Raw genomic sequence first — 25115 nt, 5'->3', positions numbered from 1 at the left:
ATATACGCTTAACGAATATTTGATTTTCTAAAGAGATACCCAATGCGCCAACGGTATTCCTTGCATACGACAACACATGAAAATACACGCCATTAGCAATGCTGTACCGCAGGCACGTTATCAGCGTTGCCCCGAATGCGATACACTTTTCTCGTTACCGCTGGTTAAATCGTCGCAGAGCGCGTATTGCCCACGTTGTGACGCTAAAGTCTTCCATGGTCGTGATTGGTCACTCACACGTCTGGCCGCTATGGCAACCGCCATGCTGCTACTGATGACAGTTGCCTTTTCAGAGCCACTGGTCCGCATCTATTTATTAGGTACGGCCATCGATGCCAATCTATTTCAGGGCATCTGGCAGATGACCAAACAGGGCGATCCGCTTACGGCCGCGATAGTGATGTTTTGTGCCGTTGGTGCCCCCGCCACACTGGTCGCGGGTATCATCTATCTCTACTTTGGTAATATTCTTGGGATGAATTTACGCCCGGTCTTACTGATGCTCGATAAGCTCAAAGAATGGGTCATGCTTGATATTTATCTGGTCGGCATTGGCGTGGCCTGCATAAAAGTCAGAGAGTTCGCCTACATCCAGCCCGGCATAGGTTTAGTGGCGTTTATCGCGCTGGCCATATTGAGCTTATTAACCCTGATTCACTTAAACGTAGAACAACTGTGGTCACGCTTCTACCCGCAACGCCCGCCGCGCGCCTGGAATGCGCAACTGCGTGTATGCCTCGGGTGCCATTTTACTGGTGTGCCGGATAAACGTGGCCGCTGTCCGCGTTGCCATGTGCCATTAAGAGAACGCCGCCGCCACAGCCTGCAGAAATCCTGGGCCGCGTTAATCGGCTCGTTAATCTTTTTACTTCCTGCTAACTTGCTGCCGATTTCAATTCTGTACGTCAATGGCTCGCGTCAGGAAGATACTATCCTCTCTGGTATTATTTCCCTCGGCAACAGTAATGTTGCCGTGGCGGCAGTGGTTTTCATTGCCAGTATTTTGGTGCCTTTTGTCAAGGTTATCGTGCTGATTTCATTGTTGTTAAGTATTCATTTCAAATGCGAGCGAGGGTTGAGAACGCGCATTTTATTACTACGCTTTATTACCTGGATTGGCCGCTGGTCTATCCTCGATCTCTTTGTTATTTCGCTTACGATGTCACTGGTTAATCGAGATCAGTTATTGGCATTCACTATGGGGCCGGCTGCGTTTTACTTTGGCGCGGCGGTTATTTTAACTATTCTTGCAGTCGAATGGCTGGATAGCCGACTACTTTGGGACGCACATGAGTCAGGAAATGCCCGCTTCACCGACTGAAGCGCGAATTAAAACAAAACGCCGAATTTCGCCCTTCTGGTTGCTGCCGATTATCGCATTGATGATTGCCAGTTGGCTCATTTGGTCGACATGGGAAGAACGTGGTACCACTGCGACCATTGATTTCCTTTCAGCCGACGGTATTGTCGCCGGGCGAACACCTGTACGTTATCAAGGCGTAGAAGTGGGAACCGTGCAAAGCATCAGCCTGAGCAAAGACCTGCGCAAAATCGAAGTCAAAGTCAGCGTGAAAAGCGATATGAAAAATGCGCTGCGTGAGGATACTCAGTTTTGGCTGGTGACGCCGAAAGCTTCACTGGCCGGCGTTTCCGGCCTGGATGCACTGGTCGGCGGGAACTATATCGGTATGATGCCTGGCAAAGGCAAACCCCAGGAGCACTTCACCGCTCTGGATACTCAACCCAAATATCGATTGAATAATGGCGAGTTGATGATTCATCTTCACGCCCCTGATCTAGGTTCGCTCAACAGCGGCTCATTGGTTTACTACCGTAAAATTCCTGTTGGCCGGGTTTACGACTACACCATTAACAACAATACGCAGGGCGTCACCATTGACGTACTGATCGACCGCCGCTTTACCAAACTGGTGAAAAAAGGCAGTCGTTTCTGGAACGTATCAGGGGTAAAAGCCAACTTCAGCCTTTCCGGAGCACAAGTTCAGTTAGAAAGCCTCGCAGCGTTAGTGAATGGCGCAATTGCCTTTGATTCACCGGAAAACTCCGCTGAAGCGAAGGCTGAAGATGAATTTGGGCTGTATGAGGATCTGGCACATAGCCAGCGGGGAGTGATCATTGATCTTGCCCTGCCAAATGGTGAAGGCCTGAAAGCAGGCTCAACCCCGCTGATGTATCAAGGCCTTGAAGTCGGTACGCTAACCAAGCTGAACCTGAATCCTGGTAGCACCGTCACAGGCCAGATGACCGTTGACCCAAGTGTGGTCAACCTAATGCGCAGTGGTACACGTATTGAGCTACGTAACCCTAAAATCTCGCTCAGCAATCCAAACCTCAGCAGCCTGCTAACCGGTAGCACCTTTGAGTTAGTGCCAGGGGAAGGTGACCCACAGAATCACTTTGTCGTATTCCCAAGTGATAAAACACCGCTACAACAGCCGAACGTTCTGACGCTAAACCTGACTGCACCTGAAAGCTACGGTATTGATGCTGGCCAACCTATCATTCTCCATGGCGTGCAAGTTGGGCAAATTCTTGAACGCACACTGTCCGCTAAGGGTGTCAGCTTCTCTGTCGCCATTGATCCTGAATACCGCCAACTGATTCAGGGCGACAGCAAGTTCGTCGTCAACAGCCGTATTGATGTCAAAGTTGGTATCGATGGTGTTGAATTTTTGGGTGCCAGCGCCAGTGAATGGATCAATGGTGGGGTCAGGGTTATTCCTGGCAACAAAGGCGAGATGAAAAAGAGTTATCCGCTGTATGCCAACCTTGAAAAAGCGGTCGAAAATAGCTTGAGCGACTTGCCGACAACGACATTAACGCTAACTGCCGCCAGCCTGCCGGATATTCAAACGGGCTCCGTGGTGCTGTACCGTAAATTCCAGGTCGGTGAGATTATCAGTGTCCGTCCACGCGCCAATAGCTTTGATATCGATGTGAATATCAAGCCGGAATACCGCAACCTGCTGACAGACAACAGTGTGTTTTGGGCTGAAGGTGGCGCACGCGTGCAACTCAACGGCAACGGTCTGACGGTGCAAGCCTCCCCGCTCTCTCGCGCTCTAAAAGGTGCAATCAGCTTTGACAACCTGAGCGGTGCCAGCGCCGGTCTGAAAAAGGGTGACAAACGCATACTGTACGCGTCTGAAACTGCCGCGCGCGCCGTCGGTAGCCAGATTACCTTGCATACCTTCGATGCCGGGAAACTGTCTGCGGGAATGCCGATTCGCTATCTGGGAATTGACATTGGGCAGCTCGAGTCACTGAATCTGACAGCGTCACGCAGCGAAGTCGAAGCGAAAGCGGTGCTCTATCCTGAATTTGTGGATACTTTTGCTCGCGGTGGCACACGCTTCTCGGTTGTGACACCGAAAATCTCAGCCTCGGGTGTTGATAATCTCGACACTATTCTCCAGCCGTATATTAACGTTGAACCAGGGCGAGGCGCACCACGACGTGACTTCGAGTTGCAGGAAACCTCGATTACCGACTCTCGTTACTCTGATGGCCTGAGTATCGTGCTGGAAGTCCCTGAATCGGGGGCATTGAGCATTGGTACACCCGTTCTGTTCCGTGGTGTTGAAGTCGGTACGGTAACCGGTTTAACCCTCGGCAATCTATCAGACCGCGTGATGGTCGGCCTGCGCATCAGTAAACGTTTCCAGCATTTGGTGCGTGATAGCTCAGTGTTCTGGCTTGCCTCGGGCTACAGCCTCGATTTTGGCCTGACAGGCGGCGTGGTGAAAACCGGCACCTTCAACCAGTTCATTCGTGGCGGTATCGCGTTCGCAACTCCACCGGGAACACCGCTCGCGCCGAAAGCGGTCACTGGTAAACACTTCCTGCTTGAGGAAACTGAGCCGAAAGAATGGCGTCAGTGGGGAACTGCACTACCACGTTAATGCCCGCGCCCCGGTGTCTCACCGGGGCGTTTGTGCTAGACTCCACTCTTCATTTTTTTCTGGACTTCCTTCGTGGCTCACTCTCAAAACGCCTTTCTCCCGCAATCCTTTCTTGATGTTATTCGCGATGCACTTCCGGCCGACCAAACGCTCGAAAGCTTTATCGAGTATTGCCAACGTCCTCTGCGGCGTAGCTTGCGAGTCAATACACTCAAAATTTCAGTCAGCGATTTTCTCGCCCTGGTTGCACCTTACGACTGGCATCTGACACCTGTTCCATGGTGTGCTGAAGGGTTCTGGATTGAGCGAGATGATGAAGAAAGCCTGCCACTCGGTAGCACAGCAGAACATCTGGGTGGATTGTTCTACATCCAGGAAGCCAGTTCGATGTTGCCCGTTGCGGCGCTGTTTGCGGACGGCAACCAGCCGGTGCGTATTATGGATGTCGCTGCCGCACCTGGTTCTAAAACCACGCAAATTGCCGCACGCATGGGCAATCACGGTGCGATTCTTGCCAATGAATACTCCGCCAGCCGGGTGAAAGTGCTGCATGCCAATATCAGCCGCTGCGGAATTAGCAATGTGGCACTGACGCATTTTGATGGCCGGGTATTTGGTGCAGCCTTACCGGAATGTTTTGATGCGATCTTGCTCGACGCCCCCTGTTCAGGCGAAGGCGTAGTACGTAAAGATCCCGATGCATTGCGTAACTGGTCACCAGAAAGCACCGCCAGTATTGCCGATACGCAACGCGAATTGATCGCCAGCGCTTTCCATGCCTTGCGCCCCGGAGGCACGCTGATTTATTCCACCTGCACTTTAAACCGTGAAGAAAACCAACAGATTTGCCAGTGGTTGCTTGATGAATGGCCCGATGCCGTGGAAATCGCCCCGCTTAACGACCTGTTCCCGGAGGCAGGGAGAGCCATCACTGCTGAAGGTTACCTGCATGTTTTCCCACAAATTTATGATTGTGAAGGCTTTTTCGTCGCGCGCCTGCGCAAAACGGCATCAATCGAAGCACTCCCGACCCCAGGGTACAAAGTAGGTAATTTCCCGTTCAGCCCCCTATTTGGCAAGCAAGCCGCTGAAGTCACCGCGGCTGCCAAAAAATCTGGGATAAGCTGGCAAGATGACCAACAGCTTTGGCAACGCGATAAAGAAATTTGGTTGTTTCCGAAGGAGATTGTTTCGTTATTCGGCAAGGTCCGTTTTTCTCGGATTGGCATACGTCTGGCGGAACAGTACAACAAGGGATACCGCTGGCAGCATGAAGCAGTGATTGCTTTAGTGCCCGGGGATTCGCCGCTGGCATTCGCGCTGACGGAGTTTGAAGCTGACGAATGGTATCACGGGCGCGACATTTACCCAGATGTGACGCCGTCACTTAATGAAGTGATTGTCACCTGGCAAGACCAACCATTGGGTCTGGCCAGGAAAGTGGGATCGCGACTGAAGAACAGTTACCCACGTGAACTGGTACGCGATGGCAAACTGTTCGCGACGAAGGCCTAATTCGCAAAATATTGTCGCCATGTGATTTGCAGTTTTTGTACGTTTGTCTACGCTCTAGTGTGGGAGGCCTTACTGGTCATACCACATGCACCCAGACCCAAGGAGAGTAAGATGACGAAAACTAACGTACGAATAGGCATCTTCGAAATTGATGATGCTGAATTACATGGCGAGCAACAAGGGGACCGCACTTTGAGCATCCCTTGTAAATCTGACCCGGATTTGTGCATGCAACTTGATGCCTGGGATGATGAAACCAGTATTCCCGCCGTCCTTGATGGCGAACATTCAGTCCTCTACCGTCAACATTACGACCAAAAATCTGATGCCTGGGTCATGCGTCTTGCATGATTCCAATCAACCCGTCGCTCAGGCGGGTTAATTAATCTGTACTGATTTCCCCTCTTCCCATGGCTTCCCCTACAATTAAACCAAACGGTGAAACTCTGAGGCGTTAATGTTTGCGTTAGTCTTATTTGTTTGTTACCTGGACGGTGATTGCGAAGATATTGTTGTGGACGTTTTTAATACCGAGCAGCAATGTGTGGTGGCCATGGATGACCAACGGATCCGTTATGGCGGATGCTTCCCAATAGAAGATTTTATCGATGGTTTCTGGCGCCCGGCTCATGAATACAGTTCGCTATAACTACTGTACCTGCACCATCGTTAGCTTGTTACCAAACACTGCGCCGGTATCAATATAGTTTTGGTTGTAAAAATGACCGACTTCTTTGAGTGGTGTATGGCCGAAATAGAACTCATCCGCCCCTTCTATTTCTTCACCGCGTCCCTGTAAATTTTTATTGAGCCGATCCCGGCTCCAGACCAGCAAATGCTCATCAACTGGCTGATTCCAACTGTAATGTGATGCAGGATAATCGGCATGAGCAATAACCAGTATTTTCCCATGGGTATGAAGCTCAATCACTAACGGCAAATCACGGCAATGTAATAAAGCCTCTTGCACATTATGTTGGCGCAGTGCTGGCAACTCCCGGTACCAATCGCCACCGTTCATTTGCCAAAGAATCCCCTCGCCCTCATCCAACGCTTCTAAAGCCATCTCTTCGTGATTGCCTTTCACCGCTTTAAACCACTTGCTACCCAGTAAGGCCAGACAACCGGGGCTATTCGCACCGCGGTCGATAAGATCCCCCACCGAGATAATAAGATCCTGATGGTAATCAAAATGCTGGAGTTTAAGCTGGCTAATTAACTCAGAAAGGCAGCCGTGTAAATCGCCAACAACAAAAATATGCCGCCAGTTCTCACCTTCAATTCGCTGATACATACTGACCCCACACCGCTTATTTATTGCTCAATTATAAACCAGTGTGCGGCGATGGTTAGCAGGTTGGGCGAACGAACATCTTTATCCGTTTACCGTGGTATTCCACAGGGTGTTCAAACCGGAAGCCAAAACGCTCGGCGAGGTGAATGGAGCGATGGTTATCATCATCAATAATGCAGCAAACGGGCGTGGTAAATTCACGGTCTGCCCATTCTAAAATCGCACCCAAGGCTTCATTGGCGTAGCCTTTACCGTGTACGGCTGGAATGAGCGTCCAACCGGCTTCAGGGAATTCAAGGGCTGGCGTTAATTCACGTTGTGCATCCTGAAAACCGAACGCCCCGACAAAACGCCCTTTTGCTTTTTCAAACACCCCCCAGTAGCCATAACCCAGTGCCTGCCAATGACCGATGTAACGTAACAGGCGACTCCATGTCATTTCCTGCCCTTGCGGTTGACCACCACCGATAAATTTCACCATTTCCGGGTCAGCCCAACAAGCCGCTAAATCCGGGAAATCCTCCAATGCAAAGTGCCGCAAAACTAAACGTTCAGTTTCCAGACGTGGTGCTTCTTTAACCATTTTCATTTCCTTCTGAATCTTTTTTAATGATTCTGCCGCTATACCGCTCATGAAACAATAAGCACAGGTTAGCTGCTGTGAGATAAGAGAAATTGAGCGGGAGATAAAAATAGAAAAGGCTGCAAATTTGCAGCCTTTAGAGAGATGATACGAGTTATCTGGTAAATTTTTCCGCTTCTTCAAGCGTTTCAATATGGTTTATACCAAAGAGTGCGTGGTAATCAGTTCCACCACGTACCCCACCAGCTTACTATCGAGGATCAGTTTCAAACTTTCTGGCACCTCCGTTTCACTCTGGGACTTAGATTAATCTAGCAGTCCTGACGTTCGAAAAGTAACGGCAGATTCACAGTTTTGCCATCTGCCGATCAAAATGCCAAATTAATCCTTGCACGCTTTGATCATACTTTACCGCTCAGCCGTTCATGAAAATCACTGCTGCGCAAATCCAGCCCCACAATTTTCACTTTACATTCATAGCGTTGGTAGCGAGTTTCAATCGCATCAAGCACCGCGACCGTCGAGACATCCCAGATTTGTGCCTGAGATAAATCAATAATCACCTGCTGCGGGTCATCGGCATACTGAAAATGTTCGAATAAATCATTACTACTGGCGAAAAACAGCGGCCCGGTCACCGTATACCGAACGGATTGCCCATCATCAGACAATGACCGTTGTGCATGAACAACATGAGCAATACGTCGGGCGAACAAAATCATCGCAAAGATGACTCCGCCAACGACACCCAAAGCCAGGTTTCCTGTCGCAACGGTGACTGTCACCGTCGTCACCATCACCAGAGTTTCGGGAAGCGGAATTCTTTTCAATGTGGCGGGTTTCACACTGTGCCAGTTAAGAGTTTTCACCGCCACGATGACCATGATCCCCGCCAGAACAACCATCGGGATTTTTGCCATCAGTTCGCTTAAACCGGTAACCAGCAACAGCAGCACCAGCCCTGCGGCAAGCGTAGAAACTCGTGTACGCCCTTTACCAAGCTCGACATTAACCATGGTCTGGCCAATCATGGCGCAACCTGCGATCCCACCGTAGAAACCGGCGAAGATATTAGATATCCCCAATCCCCAACATTCACGGCGTTTACTGGAGGGTGTATCTGTCAATTCGTCCACCAGCTTAGCTGTCAGCAATGACTCCATTAATCCCACAAATGCGATACTCAACGCACAAGGCCATATTATCCGTAATGTATCCAGGTTTAACGGCACCATTAATTCCGTTAATCCTGGTAAGCCGGCATCCATTGGCCCTGATTCTCCGACTGTCGGGACTGATAGCCCCATGCCGATACAAAGTGTAGTAATGACAATTATCGCCACCAGCGGCGAAGGCACCATTTTGAACACCCGTGGCAACAGGAGAACAATCAATAACGTCAGTGCAAACAACCCCCACACCAACGGGTTATTTCCCCAAATATGAGGCACCTGTGCAAAGAAAATCAGGATACCTAATGCGTTCACAAAACCGGTCATCACCGATAAGGGAATGTAACGCATCATTCGAGCTAGCCCGCTTACGCCGAACACAATTTGAATCAACCCCGCCAGCAATACGGCAGGGAAAATATATGCAACACCATACTGATGCACCATTGGCCCGATAACCAGAGCAACTGACCCTGCAGCTGCGGTCACCATTGCAGGGCGACCACCAAAAATTGACATGGATAAACACAGTACAATGGAGGCCACCAGACTGGCTTTCGGGTCAACCCCTGCGATAACTGAAAATGAAATGATTTCTGGAACTAACGCTAATGCTGTAACCACTCCCGCAAGGGATTCCCGGGCTAACAGGCGTGGACTACGCAAAACATACGCCAGAGAATTCTCACGGCTATGGTTTTCGGTTTGAGTGGTGGTCATATTTTTCGTCTTTGCAGGTTTATCGTTATTCGCTATGGCCCATTCAGGCCGGGCGTGATTGTACAGAGACGTTAGTGAGGATGCTAATTAATGTGATGTATAACATTCTGAACACTGAATGGCTTGCCCAACCTTCATCATGAATGTCGATTAATACCTATTATTCAAAAACGCTATCGATAGGAACACAGCATAAAAACACTTACAATAATGATGGCTTTTTAAAATTCTATAAAAATTGTTTTAGTTTTTGTATTTATTGAGGGATTCATTTTGTTTAGCTACTTAACTAATTGTAAATCGACAGGTATTTTCCTGTTGACTACCATGATGCTATTTTGTGGGAATGTTTTTGCTGACCCAGTACTGAACAAAATACTCAGCACCCATAGCATAACCCTGGCATGGGTCGATAACACCAGACCCATTGCCTGGCAATTAAATAACAAACCCTCTGGCATGGTGATAGATATCTGCCTCGATGTCGTACAAAGTATAGAAAAACGCTACAACACCAAATTAGATGTCAAATGGACAAAAATCCCCGCAGCCGCTCGCTTTGAGGTTATATCCCATAATCAGGCGGATGTTTTATGTGCAGTCGCAGCGAACTCCGGGCAACGTCATAAAATAGTTAAATTCTCTATTCCGTGGTTTTACACCAAAATGAATATTCTGACCAAGAAATCAGAGCAAGTTTTGAATGAAGAGTTACTGAGTGGGCATACAGTCGGTGTTATCAGTGGCGGTACCGCCGCATTAGAATTGGCAAAGATGAATGAAAATTACAATTACTCAATTTCGGTGAAGTTAGTGCGCGATTTTAATGATGGTTTTGATTTGCTTGCCGATGGTCATATCTCAGCATTCATCACTGATGACGTTATTATCCGTGGTAAATTGGCTGAAATGCCAAATAAAGAAGATTACCAGATCAACGCCAGTGGTTTTGGTAATACATTAGAATATGGTTTAGCCGTGGATAAAAATGCGGATGAAATGGAAGAAATCATTAATACCAACATAAAGACCATGTTTGCCACAAAACGATTTGATGAGCTCTATAACAAGTGGTTTATGTCTCCACTCACCTCCCCTGATGACATCGTACAACTGCCGATGTCACAGCAACTTATCAATGATAAGCTTCGCTATCAATTGCGTTAGCAGAACTGCTGATTATCGTGAAATCATCGGGTAAGATAACGGCCTGTGTACATGTCGACCTCAAGGAGATTAATTATGAAAAATAGAAACATAATGGCTATTTTTTGCGCAATAGCTCTGGCAGCAACAACATTGACAGGATGCGCTGGTTCCTCAAAACAAGAAAGTACCGGCGGCTATATCGACGATACGGTTATTACAACCAAAGTTAAATCGACTCTGCTGGCAGAGAAATCACTGAAATCTACGGATATCAGTGTCGTCACGTTTAAAGGGCGAGTACAACTTAGCGGCTTTGTCGCTTCATCAGCTGAGGCAAATAAAGCTGTTGCGCTAACCAAAACGGTTAAGGGTGTACGAATGGTTGAAAATGACTTGCTCGTGAAGTAACAGGCTTATTGGTCTTTACCCCAAGACTGTAGACAATTCTGCCCTATAGTTTGAGCATAGGAAGAGTCTATAGGCTTGGGGTACTCCACTTAACCTGCACCAGGACTACAGGACAAAAGCTTGATTTATTCAACAACGCTCTTCATTTCCTAAGTACTATTCTATATAAAATGATTCTTACTTGCTCTTAATGATGGAAGAAACGGTATTATAAATAACAGAGTTATCAGGGATGTCTTTATTTACAAAAGTCATTGCACCGATAGTCACGTTATCACCAATTTTTATATCACCAATTATGCAACTATGAGCTCCAATATCTGCGTTATCCCCTATGAAGGTAATGCCAATATCACCTCGTGAGCTTTTACGACCAATCGTAGTATTTTGTCGAATATTCATATTTTTACCAATGATACACTCTGACCTAACTACAATACCCAGATAGTGATTAATCTTCATACCAGCACCAATGTGCGCTGCTATGCTCATATCAGCCCCATATTTATGACGAAGATTATCATTAATTTTCCGAGCTAATTTCTTATAACGGTTATTAGGTAAACTATATAGATAGTTGGCAATACGCCACCAGAAGTAAAACCGCTTCTTTCGGCTAAAAATAACCCTATGAAAAACCTTAAACCATGAGAAATGCTTATTCCCACTTCGGTTTATCACTTCTATTTGTAAACACTCTTTGAGATGGTCTATTGTATTTTTTGATTGAATGTTGCAAAGGTGGTTGCTGTTCATAGATAAAATTAATCCATTAAAAATCTTTAGTGATAGTTTGTCTTTTTGTATAAACAGACTTTAAAATAAACAACTTCAGTTTAATCACTTCTTGACCATCCCTGATTTAGGAAAAATTATAACGATAGTGAACACAACAATCCATTGATTTTGTGAATATTTTGACGCCTTACATTCATGAATGTGAGCTAACAATCAAACCTAGAGCCGCCACTCATTCAGCGCGTTTTTTTCTTACCTGGTTTTGGTGAACTCATAGGCTTTAAGGCGGTTAATCTCCTACCCAGCCAGCTTGGTTTACCCTTGCAATGGATCCCGTCCCCCTGCTACCAATCAACGCAGTGACGATGCGCACTAATGAAATTTTCTGAGTTCTGATTAGTTCCGGCATAAAAAAACAGCCAGACCAGTAGAGTGTAAGAAACGGGGCACAGAAAGGAATTCACCCAGAAACTTTTGGGTAATAAGTCTCAAAAAATGACAGAAAAATATTTGGATTCGAGGGAAAAGGAGTTTATGTTGTTATGACTGTGTTACGGAAATCCAAAAGGACCGAATATCGATTTTTAGGATATTTTTGGATGTAGCGATATAAGCTATTGATTTGAAATACAGATAAAAAAAAGACCGAATACGATTCCTATATTCGGTCCAGGGAAATGGCTCTTGGGAGAGAGCCGTGCGCTAAAAGTTGGCATTAATGCAGGCAGACTTCGCCTTGCCTTCTAAGAATAGTTTACCGGCGCAGCTTTTCCAGTCGGGCGCTAAAGTGTTCGAAAAAAAACTGTGTTACAGGTGACATTTAAGACAAAAACCGCCATATCCGGCTCTCGGATATGGCGGTTTTTTATGACAAATAAAGAAGTTAGCGTGTTTAGCTACATAGCTTCTGTGCACGCTCAATAAATGGCGCGAGACTCTTTTTTTGCCCTGGCGCCTGTGGATCATCTATCTGAATGACAGAGATTGGCTGGCCAGTGGTCTTGCCGCTCGCCACTTGTTGCTCAGCAATATCATTTAGCGGGTACTGCATCAGTGTGCTTGGGTTGATGACAAACAACGCCTGGCCCGCACGGCAACTCAACATCACCTCTTCGCGGTTAAACGCCCAGTTATCTTTACCCATTTCAAAACGGCTCACGGTGATAATTTGTGGTGCCGCAAACGCACCACCTGCGCAAGCCAGCAACAGCAATGTCAAAATACTTTTTTTCATGAATTTCTCTTGAGCAAATAATGTCTTCAGTACGGTTCCCAGGTAGCGAAAATGCTAACCGCAAGGAGTACCACCACCGACAAAATGATTTCCAGCCAGGTTAACCGGACAAACTGTTTTGTTGCCGTTGGAGCACGGTTGAATCGGGGCACCAAATAATAACGGTTATACAGTGCGATGATAACCATCACGGCAACAAAGACAACCTTCACCAACAAGAAACGCACATAGTCGCTTTCCAGTGGCAATGACCAGCCCAGAATCATCAGACTGTTGATTAATCCGCTTAGTAGCACAGCGGCAACCGCCAGATGCCCGTAACGGGAAAAACGCATCATCGCGGTGATCGCAGCCCCCCGCCAGCGTGGTTTTCTAGCCATGCGCATGCACATAATCAGCGGCAAAAGGCCTCCGACCCACCAGCCAGCGCTCAGTAAATGCACTGCGTGGTTCAGGCGCTGTAAGCCACCATAAAAATCTTCGCGCATTGCGGCATGCCCAACACCAGCCAGCAAAATGAGTTGCCCTGCGGCGAGGGTTAGCAATAAAGATTGCAAGTTGCGCGGTTTTAACATCAGAACCACAACCGTCACGACACCGAGTGAAATCTGCCACAGCCACACAGAACCAAAACGCGTGCCCAGCACGGCTAGCCAAACCTGTGGATTGATGGTGTCCTGCCATCCACTGCCCATCATTCCCGCCTGAGCGCATAACAGCAATACTGCGCTAAGCATTGTCATCCAGACTGCAGAATGCCACTGCCATTGCAGACGGCGGATGAGGACCGGCTTAAATGCCTGAGGCGCTAACATTGAGCATGAAATGGTGCTGCCAAGCAGCACCATAAGGGCAGCAAAATGGATGAATCGCAGCGCGATATAGAAAGAAGGTAGCATCCCGCTTATTTCACCGAGAACAGGTACTTCCCTTTGGTTTTATGTCCGTCAACCGACACCACATGCCAGTCGACCTGGTAAGCACCTGGTTTCAGTGCCTCCTCGACTGGCACGATGAGCTGTTTTTCGTCTTTTTCGTTACGTTTTGCCATGCCGGTTTTCACGGCGACTTGCTGTGGCCCGGTCAGCGTAATCCCGCTAAAATTAGCTTCTACTCCTTCAGAAAAATTGAGGGTAATTGCCTGCGGTGACGCCGTGACTGAAGCATCTGCCGCAGGGTATTGATGTTCAAGATGCGCATGCGCAAATGCTGAGCCAGAAGCGGTAAGAGCCGTTAAAAGAGTCGCGAGGGTAAAAAGACGAGATCGAGTGAAAGCCATATCAACTATTCCTTTTTCTTATTCAAGACGGCAAAAGGATAACCTTGAGCCCAGGTGAAGTCGAGATGAGAACAGCTATCAATAAATGTAAAGACTTGTCATCAACTTCATCTGCAAGTACCTTTGCGGCACAAAACAGGAGACCAAAATGAATCACAATCTTGCTGAATTACCCCAGGACGAAATGGATAAGATCAATGTGGATCTTGCTGCGGCAGGCGTGGCCTTTAAGGAACGTTATAATATGCCGGTGATTGCCGAAGTCGTTGAACGCGAGCAACCTGCCCACCTACGTGATTGGTTCAGAGAACGCCTGATTGCACATCGCCTGGCATCAGTTAATCTTTCACGTCTGCCATATGAGCCTAAAGTGAAATAAATATTCACAGCCTTAAACTTCCTGACAAAATTGATGTTAAGATTTTTCTTGGGTTTTAGAACCAAACACAGGAATTACCTGTTGCGGCCATAGGAAGATGGCTGTTAGGTAGATTGATTAAGGAAGAGCATATGCCTGTCTGGAATGTTGCGGCGGCGCAATACGGCGCCACCCCCGATGACCTCGAATCTAATATCTCACATCACTTAGACTTTGTTCGTTGTGCAGTCCGTGAACAAATTGATCTCCTGATTTTTCCCGAACTATCCCTCACTGGTTTCAACATAGAAAATCACCACGACTGCGCACTACCCTTCACTGATGAACGTCTTAATCCTCTGCAAAATGCCGCCATAGAACACAAAATGACTATCGTCGTGGGTTTGCCCCTGCGGTGTAAAGGAGGTGTTTCACCCGGTTCTGTAGGCTTTTTGCCTGATGGTTCGCGCGTCGCCTGTTGCAAACCTCTTTCAAGCGATATTGACCTTCCAGGCCAGCATACCCCTTTGGTTGGTTTGCATAATCGTAGCGTCGCGATGGGGTTCAGTACCGGCAGCGATGAAGAAACCTGGCCACGCAGCGCTGCTGAGATGGGCGCAAGTCTTTACGCCACAGGCAAGTTCATTAACGAAATCAGTTACCAGCACGATGAAATGTATCTGCAACGTTGGGCGCGTAAATACAATTTGCCGGTATTGCTGGCTAATCATGCTTTTTCGACCGGCAAATACCGCTCCGCGGGACGTAGCGCCTGTTGGGATGATCGCGGCGAGTTAGTGGTGCGCGCCGATCATGGCGAATTGCTGGCCGTTGGTCGGCGCGATGAGAAAGGTTGGCACGGAGAAATCATTCCATTACGCTAGCGCGTTATTGAAACCAGCGAAGTTCTGATGGAGTGAATATGCTGCGCATTATTGATACGGAAACCTGCGGTTTGCAGGGCGGCGTGGTGGAAGTGGCGTCTGTCGATATCGTCAATGGTGAAATTGTTAATCCAATGAGCGATCTGGTGCGTCCGGATCGTCCCATTGGTCACCAGGCGATGGCCATTCATAAGATTACTGAAGAAATGGTGGCGAATAAACCGTGGATTGAAGATGTCATTCCGCGCTACCACGGCAGCCCCTATTATGTCGCCCATAACGCCAGCTTTGACCAGCGAATGTTGCCTGAACTGCCTGACAGCGAATGGATTTGTACCGTAAAACTGGCCCGCCGTTTATGGCCCGGTATCAAATACAGCAACATGGGTTTATATAAATCGCTCAAGCTTGAAGTGGAAACACCGGCAGGCTTGCATCACCACCGCGCCCTGTTCGATTGCTACATTACCGCCGCTTTGCTGTTGCGGATTATGGAAGAATCCGGCTGGACACCCGATCAGATGGTGACTATTACTGGCCGTCCAGCGATGGTCACCACCATGGCATTTGGCAAGTATCGTGGCCAGCCCATTGCTGAAATTGCGGATAAAGATCCGGGCTATTTACGTTGGATGTTAAATAACATCAAAGAATTAGCACCGGATCTCAGAATGACGCTGAAACATTATCTCGAAGGGTAAAAACGCATTACTCCACACGCCCTGGTAAGGTGCCTTGCGCCAGGGCAATCAAGAACGCGAACTCCAGCGCCACACCTTCGTATGATTTGAATCGCCCTGATTTCCCACCATGCCCCGAGTCCATATCAGTACATAACAACAGCAAGTTATCGTCGATACGTGTTTCGCGCAATTTTGCGACCCATTTGGCGGGTTCCCAATACTGCACTTGCGAGTCGTGCAAGCCCGTGGTCACCAGTATATGCGGATAAGCCTGCGCGGTGATTTGGTCATATGGGCTGTACTGTTTGATGTAGTGGTAATACTCAACATCTTGCGGATTCCCCCATTCTTCAAATTCACCCGTGGTTAACGGAATTGACTCGTCCAGCATGGTGGTAAGCACGTCAACAAATGGCACTTGCGCGACCACACCGTGAAACAAATCCGGACGCATATTGATAGCCGCGCCCACTAATAACCCGCCTGCGCTCCCCCCCATGGAATACAACAGATTTTCATCGCCGTATCCCAACTTCAGCAAACCATCACACACATCCAGATAATCATTGAATGTATTCATTTTCTTTAGGTATTTGCCGTCTTCATACCATTGTTGGCCAAGCTCACCGCCACCACGCACGTGGGCAATCGCATAGACAAAACCACGGTCTAACAGGCTCAAACGGCTGCTGCTGAAATCAGCATCCATACTGCTGCCATACGAGCCGTAGCCGTACACCAAAAGTGGGTTTTTCCCACGGATGAAATGCTCACGGTGATAAACCAGTGATACCGGCACCTGGACGCCATCTCGTACCGTTATCCATAAATGTTCACTGCGATAGTGACTGGCATCAAATCCCGCCACTTCGCTTTGTTTAATGACGCGCCGCTCGCCGGTATCCATATCCAGCTCGAATAAGGTATCAGGCGTAGTCATTGACGAGTAACCGTAACGTAGTCGGGAAGATTCCGGTTCAGGATTGTAGCCAACCCAAGTTACGTATGCCGGATCGTCAAAAGCAATTCCGGTCACTTCGTGCGTTTTACGGTTAATTTGCCGTAGGCTGGTTAGCCCTTGCTGGCGTTCTTCAACAACCAGCCAATCGGTAAACAACGTAAACCCTTCCAGCATGACGTTTTCACGTGGTGGAATCAGCTCTTCCCATTGGCTTTCGTCGCGCACTTTTGAGCGATACAAACCAAAGTTTTTGCCTTCACGATTCGAACGCAGATAAAAATGATGTTGATAGTGATCGAGAGTGTATTCGTGGTCTTTACGGCGTGGTGCAAAACTTTGTGGCTGCGCATCCACCAGCTCGGCATCCAGCAACAACACTTCGCTGGTCGTCGCGCTGCTCAGGTAAATCAGGACAAAATGCTTCGAAGTCGTTTTATGCACGCTGACATAAAACATTTCGTCCTTCTCTTCGTAAACCAACTCGTCGGACGTGGAAGGATGCCCTACCGTGTGTCGCCAGACCTGATATGGCAGCAGCGTTTTAGGGTGCTTGCGGACGTAGTAAAGCGTGGCGGAATCATTCGCCCAGACAAAACTGCTGTCGACATTTTCCAGCACTTCCGGGTACCAGTTCCCGGTTTCCAGATTGCGGAAACGCAAACCGTACTGGCGACGCGAAAGAAAATCTTCCGCCAATGCCAGCACAGTATTGTCAGGCGTGATGCTCATCCCGCCCATCGTATAAAATTCACTGTGGGCAGCACGGCGATTACCATCCACCAGCGTGCTCCACTCTTCCCATTCAGCCAGCATCACCGACTGGCGCTGATAAATGGCGTATTCATTTCCGGTTTCAAAAACCTGGCGATAACGATAGCCATTTTGCGTATAGGGCGCGGAGACATCGCGTTGTGGGATACGGTCGATCATCTCTTTGAGCAAGCGTTCTTGTAGCGCCTGTTGCGTGCTCATGACTTGATGGCCGTAATCATTTTCCTGATGCAGATAATCAAGTACTTGCGCATCTGCGCGCTCGTCGTCGCGCAACCAATAATAGTTATCGATGCGGGTATCGCCATGAACTGACATGGTGTGAGGAATTTTTTTAGCTTTTGGTGGCATGTCGATTTTCATTTTTGAGTTAACACCCTGTAAGGGTGGCAAATTAAGACAGCCTTGCAAGCGTAACGTGGGATTTTGAGAAAAATGCCGGGGTTAACCCGGCAGATTGAGTTTCTGTTGCTGAATATCTTTTTCAATACCTTCGCGCACATCTTGTGGGATTTTTAGCGCATCACCTAACGCACTGAGATAGCTACGTTCCATAAAGTGGTCGATGTCGATTGCCGCACAGCTGAGGAAATAAAGTTCCAGAGCTTCTTCTTCGTTATTAACGCCTTGTACCAAACGCTGTGGATCAAGCGGTTGATCGATAGCCTGTTGAATCAGCGTACGGCCTGACTCTTCAATACCCGCATCCCGCAACTGTTGTTCGATTATCTGGCGCTCTTTGTCATCGATATGGCCGTCACTTTTCGCGGCAAAGACCAATGCCATTACCAGACGCTGGGTCCGCACATCAACTGGCGATTGTTGCTGCCCAAATTGCGGCTCCCCCTGATGGGTTTCACGGACGCGATCTTTATATTTGCTCCACATCACGCTTCCAGCGACTGCCCCACCGCCAACCAACAGCGCGCTGGTTCCGTATTTAGTGAGTAATTTACGCGATGATTTACTTGCCAGCAGTAACCCCGCTAAGCCACCCAGCGCGCCAGGTACCAGTAATTTGCTCAGCCCCTGAGGATCTTGAGTGGGTTGATTGTGCCTGGAAGATTTTTGGCCGGGCTGTGTCGCTTGCCCCAGCATAGACTGAAGCTGCTGTAACCAATTACTCATGAGAGACACCCTTGTTTTAGAACATAGCCACTGAGGTTAGGTGAAAGGCTGTCAAGAAGTGTCTGATAAGACTAAAGATGAGAAAAGAACCGCGCCGGTATTCCGACGCGATAAAACTTAAGCGGCTTTGGTGCGTTTACGTGGATGTTCGGCTACTTTATCATCAGAAGCCTCTTCTTCAGTAACGACTTCAGGCGTTTCATCTGCTGCTGTTGCCGTTTCCAGCTCTGGCAATTTTCCGCTTTTCAGTACGGTCGAAAGCACATCTTTGTTTTCTGCCATCCACATGGCCAGCACGTCATTTTGGCCTTCTTCGAGAGCAATTGGGCTTTGAGTGAGCCAGTCACTCAACACTTCGGCCAGGTCGAGCATTTTGTCATAGGCGTCTGCGTCCTTTTTACTGGCAAATGACATTTTTTCTTGCCCCTCTCGTACTACAACGTATTTGATTTCAACCGCCATTTTGCAGCTCCGGCTTAACTGTTTATTTAAACAGTATAATAATATTACCCTTGCATCGCAAGCGGGAAAGTCGCTGCGTACGCAAACGTTTTCGTTTATAATTCGCCGGTCTATTTTCTCCGTTTGGGTATACAGATTATGTCAATGTTGGGAACAGCGCTTCGTCCTTCAGCTACACGTGTGATGTTGTTGGGTTCAGGCGAATTAGGAAAAGAAGTGGCAATTGAATGTCAACGTCTGGGGCTGGAAGTGATTGCCGTAGACCGCTACGCTGATGCCCCAGCGATGCACGTCGCGCACCGTAGTCATGTCATTAATATGCTTGATGGTGCCGAACTTAAAAAGCTGGTCGCTGCTGAAATGCCCGATTTTATCGTTCCCGAAATTGAAGCCATTGCCACGGATATGCTGGTAGAACTGGAGCAGCAAGGCCAGAACGTTGTCCCGTGCGCCCGAGCCACTAAGTTGACCATGAACCGCGAAGGTATTCGTCGTCTGGCAGCTGAAGAGTTAGAACTGCCCACTTCAAGCTACCGCTTTGCCGATAGCGAAAGCGCTTTCTTGCAAGCCGTCGAAGAAATTGGCTTCCCTTGCATCGTTAAACCGGTAATGAGCTCTTCAGGCAAAGGGCAAAGCTTTATCCGCAATGCCGACCAGTTAGCCAAAGCCTGGGAATACGCTCAACTCGGTGGCCGGGCAGGCAAAGGACGCGTCATTGTCGAAGGGGTGGTGAATTTTGATTTTGAAATCACTTTGTTGACCATCAGCGCAATCGATGGCGTGCATTTCTGCGCGCCAATTGGTCATCGTCAGGAAGACGGCGATTATCGTGAGTCGTGGCAGCCACAAAAGATGAGTGATGTTGCGATTTGTCGCGCGCAGGAAATTGCCGAGAAAGTCGTGAAATCCCTGGGGGGCTTCGGATTGTTTGGCGTTGAGCTGTTTGTCTGTGGCGATGAGGTCATTTTCAGCGAGGTTTCCCCGCGTCCACATGATACCGGCATGGTGACGCTGATTTCTCAGGATTTGTCAGAGTTTGCATTACATGTCCGCGCCTTCCTCGGCTTGCCAATTGGCGATATTCGCCAGTATGGCCCGGCGGCTTCTGCGGTGATCCTGCCAGAATTAACCAGTGATAACGTCCAGTACGGTAACGTCGCGGGTGCGGTAGGTGCCGGTTTGCAGGTGCGTCTGTTTGGTAAGCCGGAGATTGAAGGTAAACGCCGTATGGGTGTCACGCTGGCAACAGGTTCTAGCGTGGAAGATGCGATTGCGCGTGCGATTGCCGCAACCAAAGCGGTTATCGTCAAAGGATAAAAAAAACCGGTCACATCGTTATCTATGTGACCGGTTTTACGCAGCTACAACTTAAAGAATGGCGTATTATTTCGCGCCTTCAACCGCTTCACGAGCAAGCTGAGTAATACGGTCGTAATCACCTGCTTCCAGTGCGTCAGCCGGAACCAACCATGAGCCACCGATACACAGAACGCTTTTCAGTGCCAGGTAATCACGGTAGTTAGCCGGTGTGATCCCGCCAGTTGGGCAGAAACGAACCTGAGAGAATGGGCCCGCAATAGCTTGCAGTGCTTTGGTGCCACCATTCGCTTCAGCCGGGAAGAATTTGAATTCTTTCAAGCCGTAATCCAGACCCAGCATCAGTTCAGAAACAGTGCTGATACCCGGAATCAATGGAATTGAGCCTTCGGTTGCCGCTTTCAACAGTGGCTCAGTCAGACCCGGGCTGATAGCGAACTGCGCGCCAGCTTCGGTCACTTCTGCCAGTTGCTCTGGGTTCAGAACGGTACCCGCACCAATAATCGCTTCTGGTACTTCTTTAGCGATAGCGCGAATCGCGTCCATTGCACATGGAGTACGCAGAGTCACTTCCAGAACGCGCACGCCACCAGCAACTAATGCTTTAGCCATTGGTACTGCGTGTTCCAGTTTGTTAATTACAATAACCGGGACAACCGGCCCTGTTTTCAGGATCTGTTCCGCAGTAGTTTTCCAGTTTTTCATCTAATAAGGCCTCTTCAACCAACTTTATAATTCGTTTCCAGTGCGGCAATTGCTACATCTGGTCCTTAAAATTTAATGCAGGTCGCGCCCTGTTCCGCGCCAGATAACTGTTCGCGTAACGCGCTAAATAGTTCACGGCCGGTTCCAACGCGATCCGCGCTGAGGTCCGGGTGATATGCAGTGCGTTTTGCAAGCTCTGCATCATCGACCAGCAATGTCAGTTCACCCGTTTGACCATTGACGCGAATCATATCGCCATCACGGACTTTCGCCAGCAACCCACCATCATAGGCTTCTGGCGTAACATGGATTGCTGAGGGCACCTTACCTGATGCACCCGACAGTCGTCCATCAGTGACTAACGCAATTTTGAAACAGCGGTCCAATAATACCCCAAGTGGCGGCATAAGTTTATGTAATTCTGGCATGCCATTCGCTTTTGGCCCTTGATGGCGCACAACAACCACGCAGTCACGGTCCAGCAGACCTGCTTCAAACGCTGGCAAAACGTCATGCTGGCTTTCAAAGATGACGGCGGGAGCTTCGATAATTTGATTTTCCACGGGAACTGCAGAGGTTTTCATTACTGCACGGCCGAGGTTACCGCTAAGCACTTTGGTGCCGCCGTGTTTGGAGAATGGTTTTTCAAAGGTTGCAATGACATCGGTATCGAGTGCGGTTGTCGCACCTTCACGCCATGCAAGCTGCCAATTATCCAGCCATGGTTCCATGGTGTAGTGATGCAGGCCAAAGCCCGCAACAGTGTTCACGTCTTCATGCAGCAGGCCACCTTTGAGCAATTCGCGCATTAGCACTGGCACACCGCCCGCGGCCTGGAAGTGATTGATGTCCGCCGGGCCGTTCGGGTACAGGCGCGCCAGCAAAGGCACCACATCAGAAAGATCAGAGAAATCATCCCAGTTAATGATGATACCTGCTGCACGCGCCATCGCGACCAGGTGCATCGTATGGTTGGTAGAACCGCCGGTTGCCAACAACGCAACAATGCCATTGACCACTACTTTTTCGTCAATCATTTTACCGAGTGGCATCCACTCGTTGCCATTTCCTGTCAGGCGCGTTACCTGACGTGCCGCTGCTGCCGTTAGTTCATGGCGCAGAGGGGCATCCGGATGAACAAACGAAGAACCCGGGAGCTGCATCCCCATAAACTCAACCACCATTTGGTTGGTATTGGCGGTGCCGTAAAAAGTACAGGTGCCTGGCGCATGATAAGAAGCAGCTTCAGATTCCAGTAATGCCAGACGGTCAACTTTGCCTTCAGCATAAAGCTGGCGAATGCGTACTTTCTCTTTATTGGCCAAACCACTGGCCATTGGGCCTGACGGCACAAACACCGCTGGTAAATGGCCAAATGAGAGTGCAGCCATAGTCAAACCGGGGACAATTTTGTCGCATACGCCCAGGTACAGCGCGCCGTCGAACATGTTGTGGGACAGGCCGATAGCGGTGGACATCGCGATAATTTCGCGGCTCAGCAATGAAAGCTCCATGCCGTCCTGGCCCTGAGTCACGCCATCACACATCGCTGGCACACCACCTGCAACCTGCCCTACGGCACCAACAGAGTGCAACGCTTTACGAATCTGATCAGGGTAATACTCATAAGGTTGATGCGCGGAGAGCATGTCGTTGTAGGAGGTAATGATCGCAATGTTGTTACGCAGCATACTTTTCAGCGAAGCTTTATCTTCCGGCTGACAAGCAGCAAAACCGTGGGCCAGATTTCCGCACGCCAGCTCAGATCGGTGGACTGTGTTGGACTTCGCTTTTTCGATGCGAGCCAGATAAGTTTCACGGGTCTGGCGGGAACGTTCAACGATGCGCTTTGTTACGCGTAACAAAATTGGATTCATAAAAGATCCTCTTTAAAGTGGCTGCCGTCGCTTTGGGCAGGTGGTCGAGGTTACCGGCTCTTTTCTCTCAATGAGGCGGCAATCCGTACCATCAGGGCAAAATCGCTTCAGCTAGTGTAAATAAAAAAGCCCTGCTGGTGAATCCAGTCAGGGCTTTTATATTAAAAAATTTTCACCACTTTGGCGCTAGATCATGTTACCGGTAAAATACGAATCGTTTGTTACACGATTTTTACACAATGACACCGATTCCATCCGCTAAATCAGTCGAGTTGCAGGTAGACGGCAAATGACCGAATCCCCAGCAGCTTACATTAGTAAGTGACTGGGGTGAGCGAGTGCTGCCAACCCCCCTGCAACTTGAAGGATGACGGGGATTACTCAAATTCGTTCCATGAACGCCCATCACGGGTAATCATCGCCACCGATGCCACTGGTCCCCAGGTTCCGGCCTGATATGGCTTAGGTGCATCATTGTCCGCAGCCCATGCTTCAGTGATGGAGTCGACCCATTTCCACGCTTCTTCTACTTCGTCACGACGCACGAACAGTGCCTGAATACCACGCATGGTCTCCAGAAGCAGGCGCTCGTAAGCATCTGCCAGATGTGTTTCGTTAAAGGTTTCGGAGTAACTCAGATCCAGTTTGGTGGTTTGCAGGTTGTGCTTGTGATCAAGCCCTGGCACTTTGTTGAGCACCTGGATATCCACACCTTCGTCCGGTTGCAGACGGATGGTAAGTTTGTTTTGCGGCAAATCTTGCCAGGAATCTTTAAACAGGTTCAGTGCAGGGCTCTTGAAGTAAACCACGACCTCAGAGCATTTTGTCGGCAGACGTTTCCCGGTACGCAGGTAGAATGGCACGCCAGCCCAACGCCAGTTGTCGATATCCACACGGATAGCCACGAAGGTTTCCGTGCCGCTCGTTTTGTTGGCACCTTCTTCTTCCAGATAACCCGGGACTTTTTTACCCTGTGCAAAGCCCGCCGTGTACTGGCCGCGAACCGTTTTCTCGCGCACATTGCTACGGTCAATACGGCGCAGGGATTGCAGAACTTTCACTTTCTCGTCGCGGATATGGTCGGCAGTCAGATCGGATGGTGGTGACATGGCAATCATGCACAGGATTTGCAGCAGGTGGTTTTGAATCATGTCGCGCATTTGACCGGCCTGGTCAAAGTAACCCCAGCGCCCTTCAATCCCGACTTCTTCCGCTACGGTGATTTCCACATGATCGATAGTTTTGTTATCCCAGTTATTGGCAAACAGGGAGTTCGCAAAACGCAGCGCCAGCAGGTTCAGTACGGTTTCTTTACCTAAGTAGTGGTCAATACGGTAAACCTGGCACTCTTCAAAATACTCACCAACCTGATCGTTGATTTGCTGAGAAGTCACCAGTGAGGTGCCGAGTGGCTTTTCCATCACCACACGAGCAGGTTTAGCGTTAAGTTTCGCTTTACCCAAACCTTTGCAGATGGCGCCAAAAGTACTTGGTGGCATCGCAAAGTAGTTAATCGTGACACGGTTTTGCTGATCGAGCATCTTACCGAGTTTGGTAAACGCCGCAGTATCGTTAACATCCAGGTTGCAAAAATCGAGACGGCTACTCAACTTATCCCACAGGCTTTCGTCGATCTTTTCCTTCATAAAGGTTTCGATCGCTTCGCGTACCACTTTGGTATACGCCTCTTTATCCCAGTCTGCGCGGCCTACACCCAGGATGCGAGTGTCCGGGTGAATCTGCCCCGCCTTTTCCAACTGATACAGGGATGGCAGCAGTTTCCGACGCGCAAGGTCGCCTTTTGCACCGAAAATCACCAGGTCACATGCCTGAGCTGTCTGCGTTACCGCCATGTCTATTCTCCTCGTTTCGGATGTCCGGGGGGATTCACCGGCCCGTTTGTAATTTTATTACAGAATAATGTACTGCTTTTAGTGAATTCAGGTAAACCTTT

General features: G+C 48.9%; 24 protein-coding genes. 11 read left to right on the top strand and 13 right to left on the bottom strand.

Annotated features, from left to right (window positions below; all coding sequences use genetic code 11):
- Positions 1–76: 76 nt before the first annotated feature.
- The 5 genes from yebS (at position 77) to MNO13_RS10890 (ending at position 6087) form a co-directional block, all read left to right on the top strand.
- Positions 77–1321 carry a membrane integrity lipid transport subunit YebS gene (gene yebS / locus MNO13_RS10910; RefSeq protein WP_064546062.1) on the top strand — a complete coding sequence of 415 codons (1245 nt, stop codon included), beginning with the start codon at positions 77–79 and terminating at the stop codon, positions 1319–1321.
- The gene (locus tag MNO13_RS10905) at positions 1290–3923 is read left to right on the top strand and encodes a PqiB family protein (protein WP_241939978.1); all 2634 of its coding nucleotides are present in this window, start codon (positions 1290–1292) and stop codon (positions 3921–3923) included. Before yebS ends, MNO13_RS10905 begins: the two co-directional genes overlap by 32 nt.
- Positions 3924–4043: 120 nt before the next feature.
- Positions 4044–5438: a 16S rRNA (cytosine(1407)-C(5))-methyltransferase RsmF gene (gene rsmF, locus MNO13_RS10900; protein ID WP_422387221.1), complete on the top strand. Its 1395-nt coding sequence runs from the start codon at positions 4044–4046 to the stop codon at positions 5436–5438.
- Positions 5439–5549: 111 nt separating this feature from the next.
- Positions 5550–5789, top strand: coding sequence for a YebV family protein (locus tag MNO13_RS10895; protein WP_064546055.1), 240 nt, complete (start codon positions 5550–5552; stop codon positions 5787–5789).
- Between the two features lie 106 nt (positions 5790–5895).
- Complete coding sequence (locus MNO13_RS10890) at positions 5896–6087, top strand: YdfD/YebW family protein (protein WP_064546053.1); 192 nt, start codon at positions 5896–5898, stop codon at positions 6085–6087.
- On the opposite strand, the gene MNO13_RS10885 is transcribed toward MNO13_RS10890, so the two are convergent.
- The 3 genes from MNO13_RS10885 to MNO13_RS10875 form a co-directional block, all read right to left on the bottom strand.
- Positions 6088–6732, bottom strand: coding sequence for a metallophosphoesterase (locus MNO13_RS10885; RefSeq protein WP_064546051.1), 645 nt, complete (start codon positions 6730–6732; stop codon positions 6088–6090).
- A 55-nt stretch (positions 6733–6787) separates the two neighbouring features.
- Positions 6788–7315, bottom strand: a complete 528-nt coding sequence (locus MNO13_RS10880) for a GNAT family N-acetyltransferase (RefSeq protein ID WP_064546049.1) — start codon at positions 7313–7315, stop codon at positions 6788–6790.
- A 401-nt stretch (positions 7316–7716) separates the two neighbouring features.
- The gene (locus MNO13_RS10875) at positions 7717–9207 is read right to left on the bottom strand and encodes a SulP family inorganic anion transporter (protein WP_241939976.1); all 1491 of its coding nucleotides are present in this window, start codon (positions 9205–9207) and stop codon (positions 7717–7719) included.
- Positions 9208–9534: 327 nt separating this feature from the next.
- Between MNO13_RS10875 and MNO13_RS10870 the strand changes: the two genes are divergently transcribed.
- Positions 9535–10374 (top strand): transporter substrate-binding domain-containing protein, encoded by an 840-nt coding sequence (locus tag MNO13_RS10870; RefSeq protein ID WP_241940065.1) that lies wholly within the window; start codon positions 9535–9537, stop codon positions 10372–10374.
- 75 nt (positions 10375–10449) lie between these two features.
- Entirely contained in the window at positions 10450–10764 is a 315-nt protein-coding gene (locus MNO13_RS10865) for a BON domain-containing protein (protein ID WP_064546043.1), read from the top strand.
- 177 nt (positions 10765–10941) lie between these two features.
- Here the strand turns inward: MNO13_RS10865 and MNO13_RS10860 are convergent, their stop codons facing one another.
- The 4 genes from MNO13_RS10860 to yobA all read right to left on the bottom strand — a co-directional run bounded on the left by MNO13_RS10860 (position 10942) and on the right by yobA (position 14015).
- Entirely contained in the window at positions 10942–11520 is a 579-nt protein-coding gene (locus tag MNO13_RS10860) for a serine acetyltransferase (RefSeq protein ID WP_241939975.1), read from the bottom strand.
- 874 nt (positions 11521–12394) lie between these two features.
- Complete coding sequence (locus MNO13_RS10855; protein ID WP_241939974.1) at positions 12395–12736, bottom strand: YebY family protein; 342 nt, start codon at positions 12734–12736, stop codon at positions 12395–12397.
- A gap of 26 nt (positions 12737–12762) precedes the next feature.
- Positions 12763–13635 carry a copper homeostasis membrane protein CopD gene (gene copD, locus MNO13_RS10850; protein WP_241939973.1) on the bottom strand — a complete coding sequence of 291 codons (873 nt, stop codon included), beginning with the start codon at positions 13633–13635 and terminating at the stop codon, positions 12763–12765.
- Positions 13636–13640: 5 nt separating this feature from the next.
- Entirely contained in the window at positions 13641–14015 is a 375-nt protein-coding gene (gene yobA, locus MNO13_RS10845; protein ID WP_064545923.1) for a CopC domain-containing protein YobA, read from the bottom strand.
- A gap of 148 nt (positions 14016–14163) precedes the next feature.
- Between yobA and MNO13_RS10840 the strand changes: the two genes are divergently transcribed.
- The 3 genes from MNO13_RS10840 to exoX all read left to right on the top strand — a co-directional run bounded on the left by MNO13_RS10840 (position 14164) and on the right by exoX (position 15958).
- Entirely contained in the window at positions 14164–14394 is a 231-nt protein-coding gene (locus MNO13_RS10840) for a DNA polymerase III subunit theta (RefSeq protein WP_034495983.1), read from the top strand.
- A 131-nt stretch (positions 14395–14525) separates the two neighbouring features.
- Entirely contained in the window at positions 14526–15257 is a 732-nt protein-coding gene (locus MNO13_RS10835; RefSeq protein ID WP_121813648.1) for a carbon-nitrogen hydrolase family protein, read from the top strand.
- A gap of 38 nt (positions 15258–15295) precedes the next feature.
- Positions 15296–15958, top strand: coding sequence for an exodeoxyribonuclease X (exoX, locus tag MNO13_RS10830; RefSeq protein ID WP_064545921.1), 663 nt, complete (start codon positions 15296–15298; stop codon positions 15956–15958).
- A gap of 7 nt (positions 15959–15965) precedes the next feature.
- Here the strand turns inward: exoX and ptrB are convergent, their stop codons facing one another.
- The 3 genes from ptrB to MNO13_RS10815 form a co-directional block, all read right to left on the bottom strand.
- Positions 15966–18023, bottom strand: a complete 2058-nt coding sequence (ptrB, locus tag MNO13_RS10825) for an oligopeptidase B (RefSeq protein WP_064546017.1) — start codon at positions 18021–18023, stop codon at positions 15966–15968.
- A 93-nt stretch (positions 18024–18116) separates the two neighbouring features.
- Complete coding sequence (locus MNO13_RS10820) at positions 18117–18800, bottom strand: tellurite resistance TerB family protein (RefSeq protein ID WP_064545920.1); 684 nt, start codon at positions 18798–18800, stop codon at positions 18117–18119.
- 117 nt (positions 18801–18917) lie between these two features.
- The gene (locus MNO13_RS10815) at positions 18918–19262 is read right to left on the bottom strand and encodes a YebG family protein (protein WP_064545919.1); all 345 of its coding nucleotides are present in this window, start codon (positions 19260–19262) and stop codon (positions 18918–18920) included.
- Positions 19263–19400: 138 nt separating this feature from the next.
- Here MNO13_RS10815 and purT point away from each other — a divergent pair, with 138 nt between their 5' ends.
- Positions 19401–20579, top strand: coding sequence for a formate-dependent phosphoribosylglycinamide formyltransferase (gene purT / locus MNO13_RS10810; RefSeq protein ID WP_121813649.1), 1179 nt, complete (start codon positions 19401–19403; stop codon positions 20577–20579).
- A 66-nt stretch (positions 20580–20645) separates the two neighbouring features.
- Here the strand turns inward: purT and MNO13_RS10805 are convergent, their stop codons facing one another.
- The 3 genes from MNO13_RS10805 to zwf form a co-directional block, all read right to left on the bottom strand.
- Entirely contained in the window at positions 20646–21284 is a 639-nt protein-coding gene (locus tag MNO13_RS10805) for a bifunctional 4-hydroxy-2-oxoglutarate aldolase/2-dehydro-3-deoxy-phosphogluconate aldolase (RefSeq protein ID WP_121813650.1), read from the bottom strand.
- 65 nt (positions 21285–21349) lie between these two features.
- The gene (gene edd, locus MNO13_RS10800) at positions 21350–23161 is read right to left on the bottom strand and encodes a phosphogluconate dehydratase (RefSeq protein WP_241939972.1); all 1812 of its coding nucleotides are present in this window, start codon (positions 23159–23161) and stop codon (positions 21350–21352) included.
- A gap of 377 nt (positions 23162–23538) precedes the next feature.
- Complete coding sequence (gene zwf / locus MNO13_RS10795) at positions 23539–25014, bottom strand: glucose-6-phosphate dehydrogenase (RefSeq protein WP_064545910.1); 1476 nt, start codon at positions 25012–25014, stop codon at positions 23539–23541.
- Between the last annotated feature and the right edge of the window lie 101 nt (positions 25015–25115).

It is taken from the genome of Buttiauxella ferragutiae (assembly GCF_022637515.1).
In the GTDB taxonomy this organism is placed as follows: Bacteria; Pseudomonadota; Gammaproteobacteria; order Enterobacterales; family Enterobacteriaceae; genus Buttiauxella; species Buttiauxella ferragutiae.
This window is presented reverse-complemented; position numbering and strand designations above follow the sequence as displayed.

Excerpts from the sequence above, each read along its gene's own strand:
- MNO13_RS10905 (WP_241939978.1), top strand. The coding sequence starts at position 1,290 with ATGAGTCAGGAAATGCCCGCTTCACCGACTGAAGCGCGAATTAAAACA.
- MNO13_RS10805 (WP_121813650.1), bottom strand. The coding sequence starts at position 21,284 with ATGAAAAACTGGAAAACTACTGCGGAACAGATCCTGAAAACAGGGCCG.
- exoX (WP_064545921.1), top strand. The coding sequence starts at position 15,296 with ATGCTGCGCATTATTGATACGGAAACCTGCGGTTTGCAGGGCGGCGTG.
- yobA (WP_064545923.1), bottom strand. The coding sequence starts at position 14,015 with ATGGCTTTCACTCGATCTCGTCTTTTTACCCTCGCGACTCTTTTAACG.
- copD (WP_241939973.1), bottom strand. The coding sequence starts at position 13,635 with ATGCTACCTTCTTTCTATATCGCGCTGCGATTCATCCATTTTGCTGCC.
- MNO13_RS10860 (WP_241939975.1), bottom strand. The coding sequence starts at position 11,520 with ATGAACAGCAACCACCTTTGCAACATTCAATCAAAAAATACAATAGAC.
- MNO13_RS10885 (WP_064546051.1), bottom strand. The coding sequence starts at position 6,732 with ATGTATCAGCGAATTGAAGGTGAGAACTGGCGGCATATTTTTGTTGTT.
- ptrB (WP_064546017.1), bottom strand. The coding sequence starts at position 18,023 with ATGCCACCAAAAGCTAAAAAAATTCCTCACACCATGTCAGTTCATGGC.
- MNO13_RS10855 (WP_241939974.1), bottom strand. The coding sequence starts at position 12,736 with ATGAAAAAAAGTATTTTGACATTGCTGTTGCTGGCTTGCGCAGGTGGT.
- edd (WP_241939972.1), bottom strand. The coding sequence starts at position 23,161 with ATGAATCCAATTTTGTTACGCGTAACAAAGCGCATCGTTGAACGTTCC.
- MNO13_RS10875 (WP_241939976.1), bottom strand. The coding sequence starts at position 9,207 with ATGACCACCACTCAAACCGAAAACCATAGCCGTGAGAATTCTCTGGCG.
- purT (WP_121813649.1), top strand. The coding sequence starts at position 19,401 with ATGTCAATGTTGGGAACAGCGCTTCGTCCTTCAGCTACACGTGTGATG.
- MNO13_RS10820 (WP_064545920.1), bottom strand. The coding sequence starts at position 18,800 with ATGAGTAATTGGTTACAGCAGCTTCAGTCTATGCTGGGGCAAGCGACA.
- MNO13_RS10895 (WP_064546055.1), top strand. The coding sequence starts at position 5,550 with ATGACGAAAACTAACGTACGAATAGGCATCTTCGAAATTGATGATGCT.
- MNO13_RS10890 (WP_064546053.1), top strand. The coding sequence starts at position 5,896 with ATGTTTGCGTTAGTCTTATTTGTTTGTTACCTGGACGGTGATTGCGAA.
- MNO13_RS10880 (WP_064546049.1), bottom strand. The coding sequence starts at position 7,315 with ATGGTTAAAGAAGCACCACGTCTGGAAACTGAACGTTTAGTTTTGCGG.
- MNO13_RS10815 (WP_064545919.1), bottom strand. The coding sequence starts at position 19,262 with ATGGCGGTTGAAATCAAATACGTTGTAGTACGAGAGGGGCAAGAAAAA.
- MNO13_RS10865 (WP_064546043.1), top strand. The coding sequence starts at position 10,450 with ATGAAAAATAGAAACATAATGGCTATTTTTTGCGCAATAGCTCTGGCA.
- MNO13_RS10840 (WP_034495983.1), top strand. The coding sequence starts at position 14,164 with ATGAATCACAATCTTGCTGAATTACCCCAGGACGAAATGGATAAGATC.
- zwf (WP_064545910.1), bottom strand. The coding sequence starts at position 25,014 with ATGGCGGTAACGCAGACAGCTCAGGCATGTGACCTGGTGATTTTCGGT.
- yebS (WP_064546062.1), top strand. The coding sequence starts at position 77 with ATGAAAATACACGCCATTAGCAATGCTGTACCGCAGGCACGTTATCAG.
- MNO13_RS10835 (WP_121813648.1), top strand. The coding sequence starts at position 14,526 with ATGCCTGTCTGGAATGTTGCGGCGGCGCAATACGGCGCCACCCCCGAT.
- MNO13_RS10870 (WP_241940065.1), top strand. The coding sequence starts at position 9,535 with ATGATGCTATTTTGTGGGAATGTTTTTGCTGACCCAGTACTGAACAAA.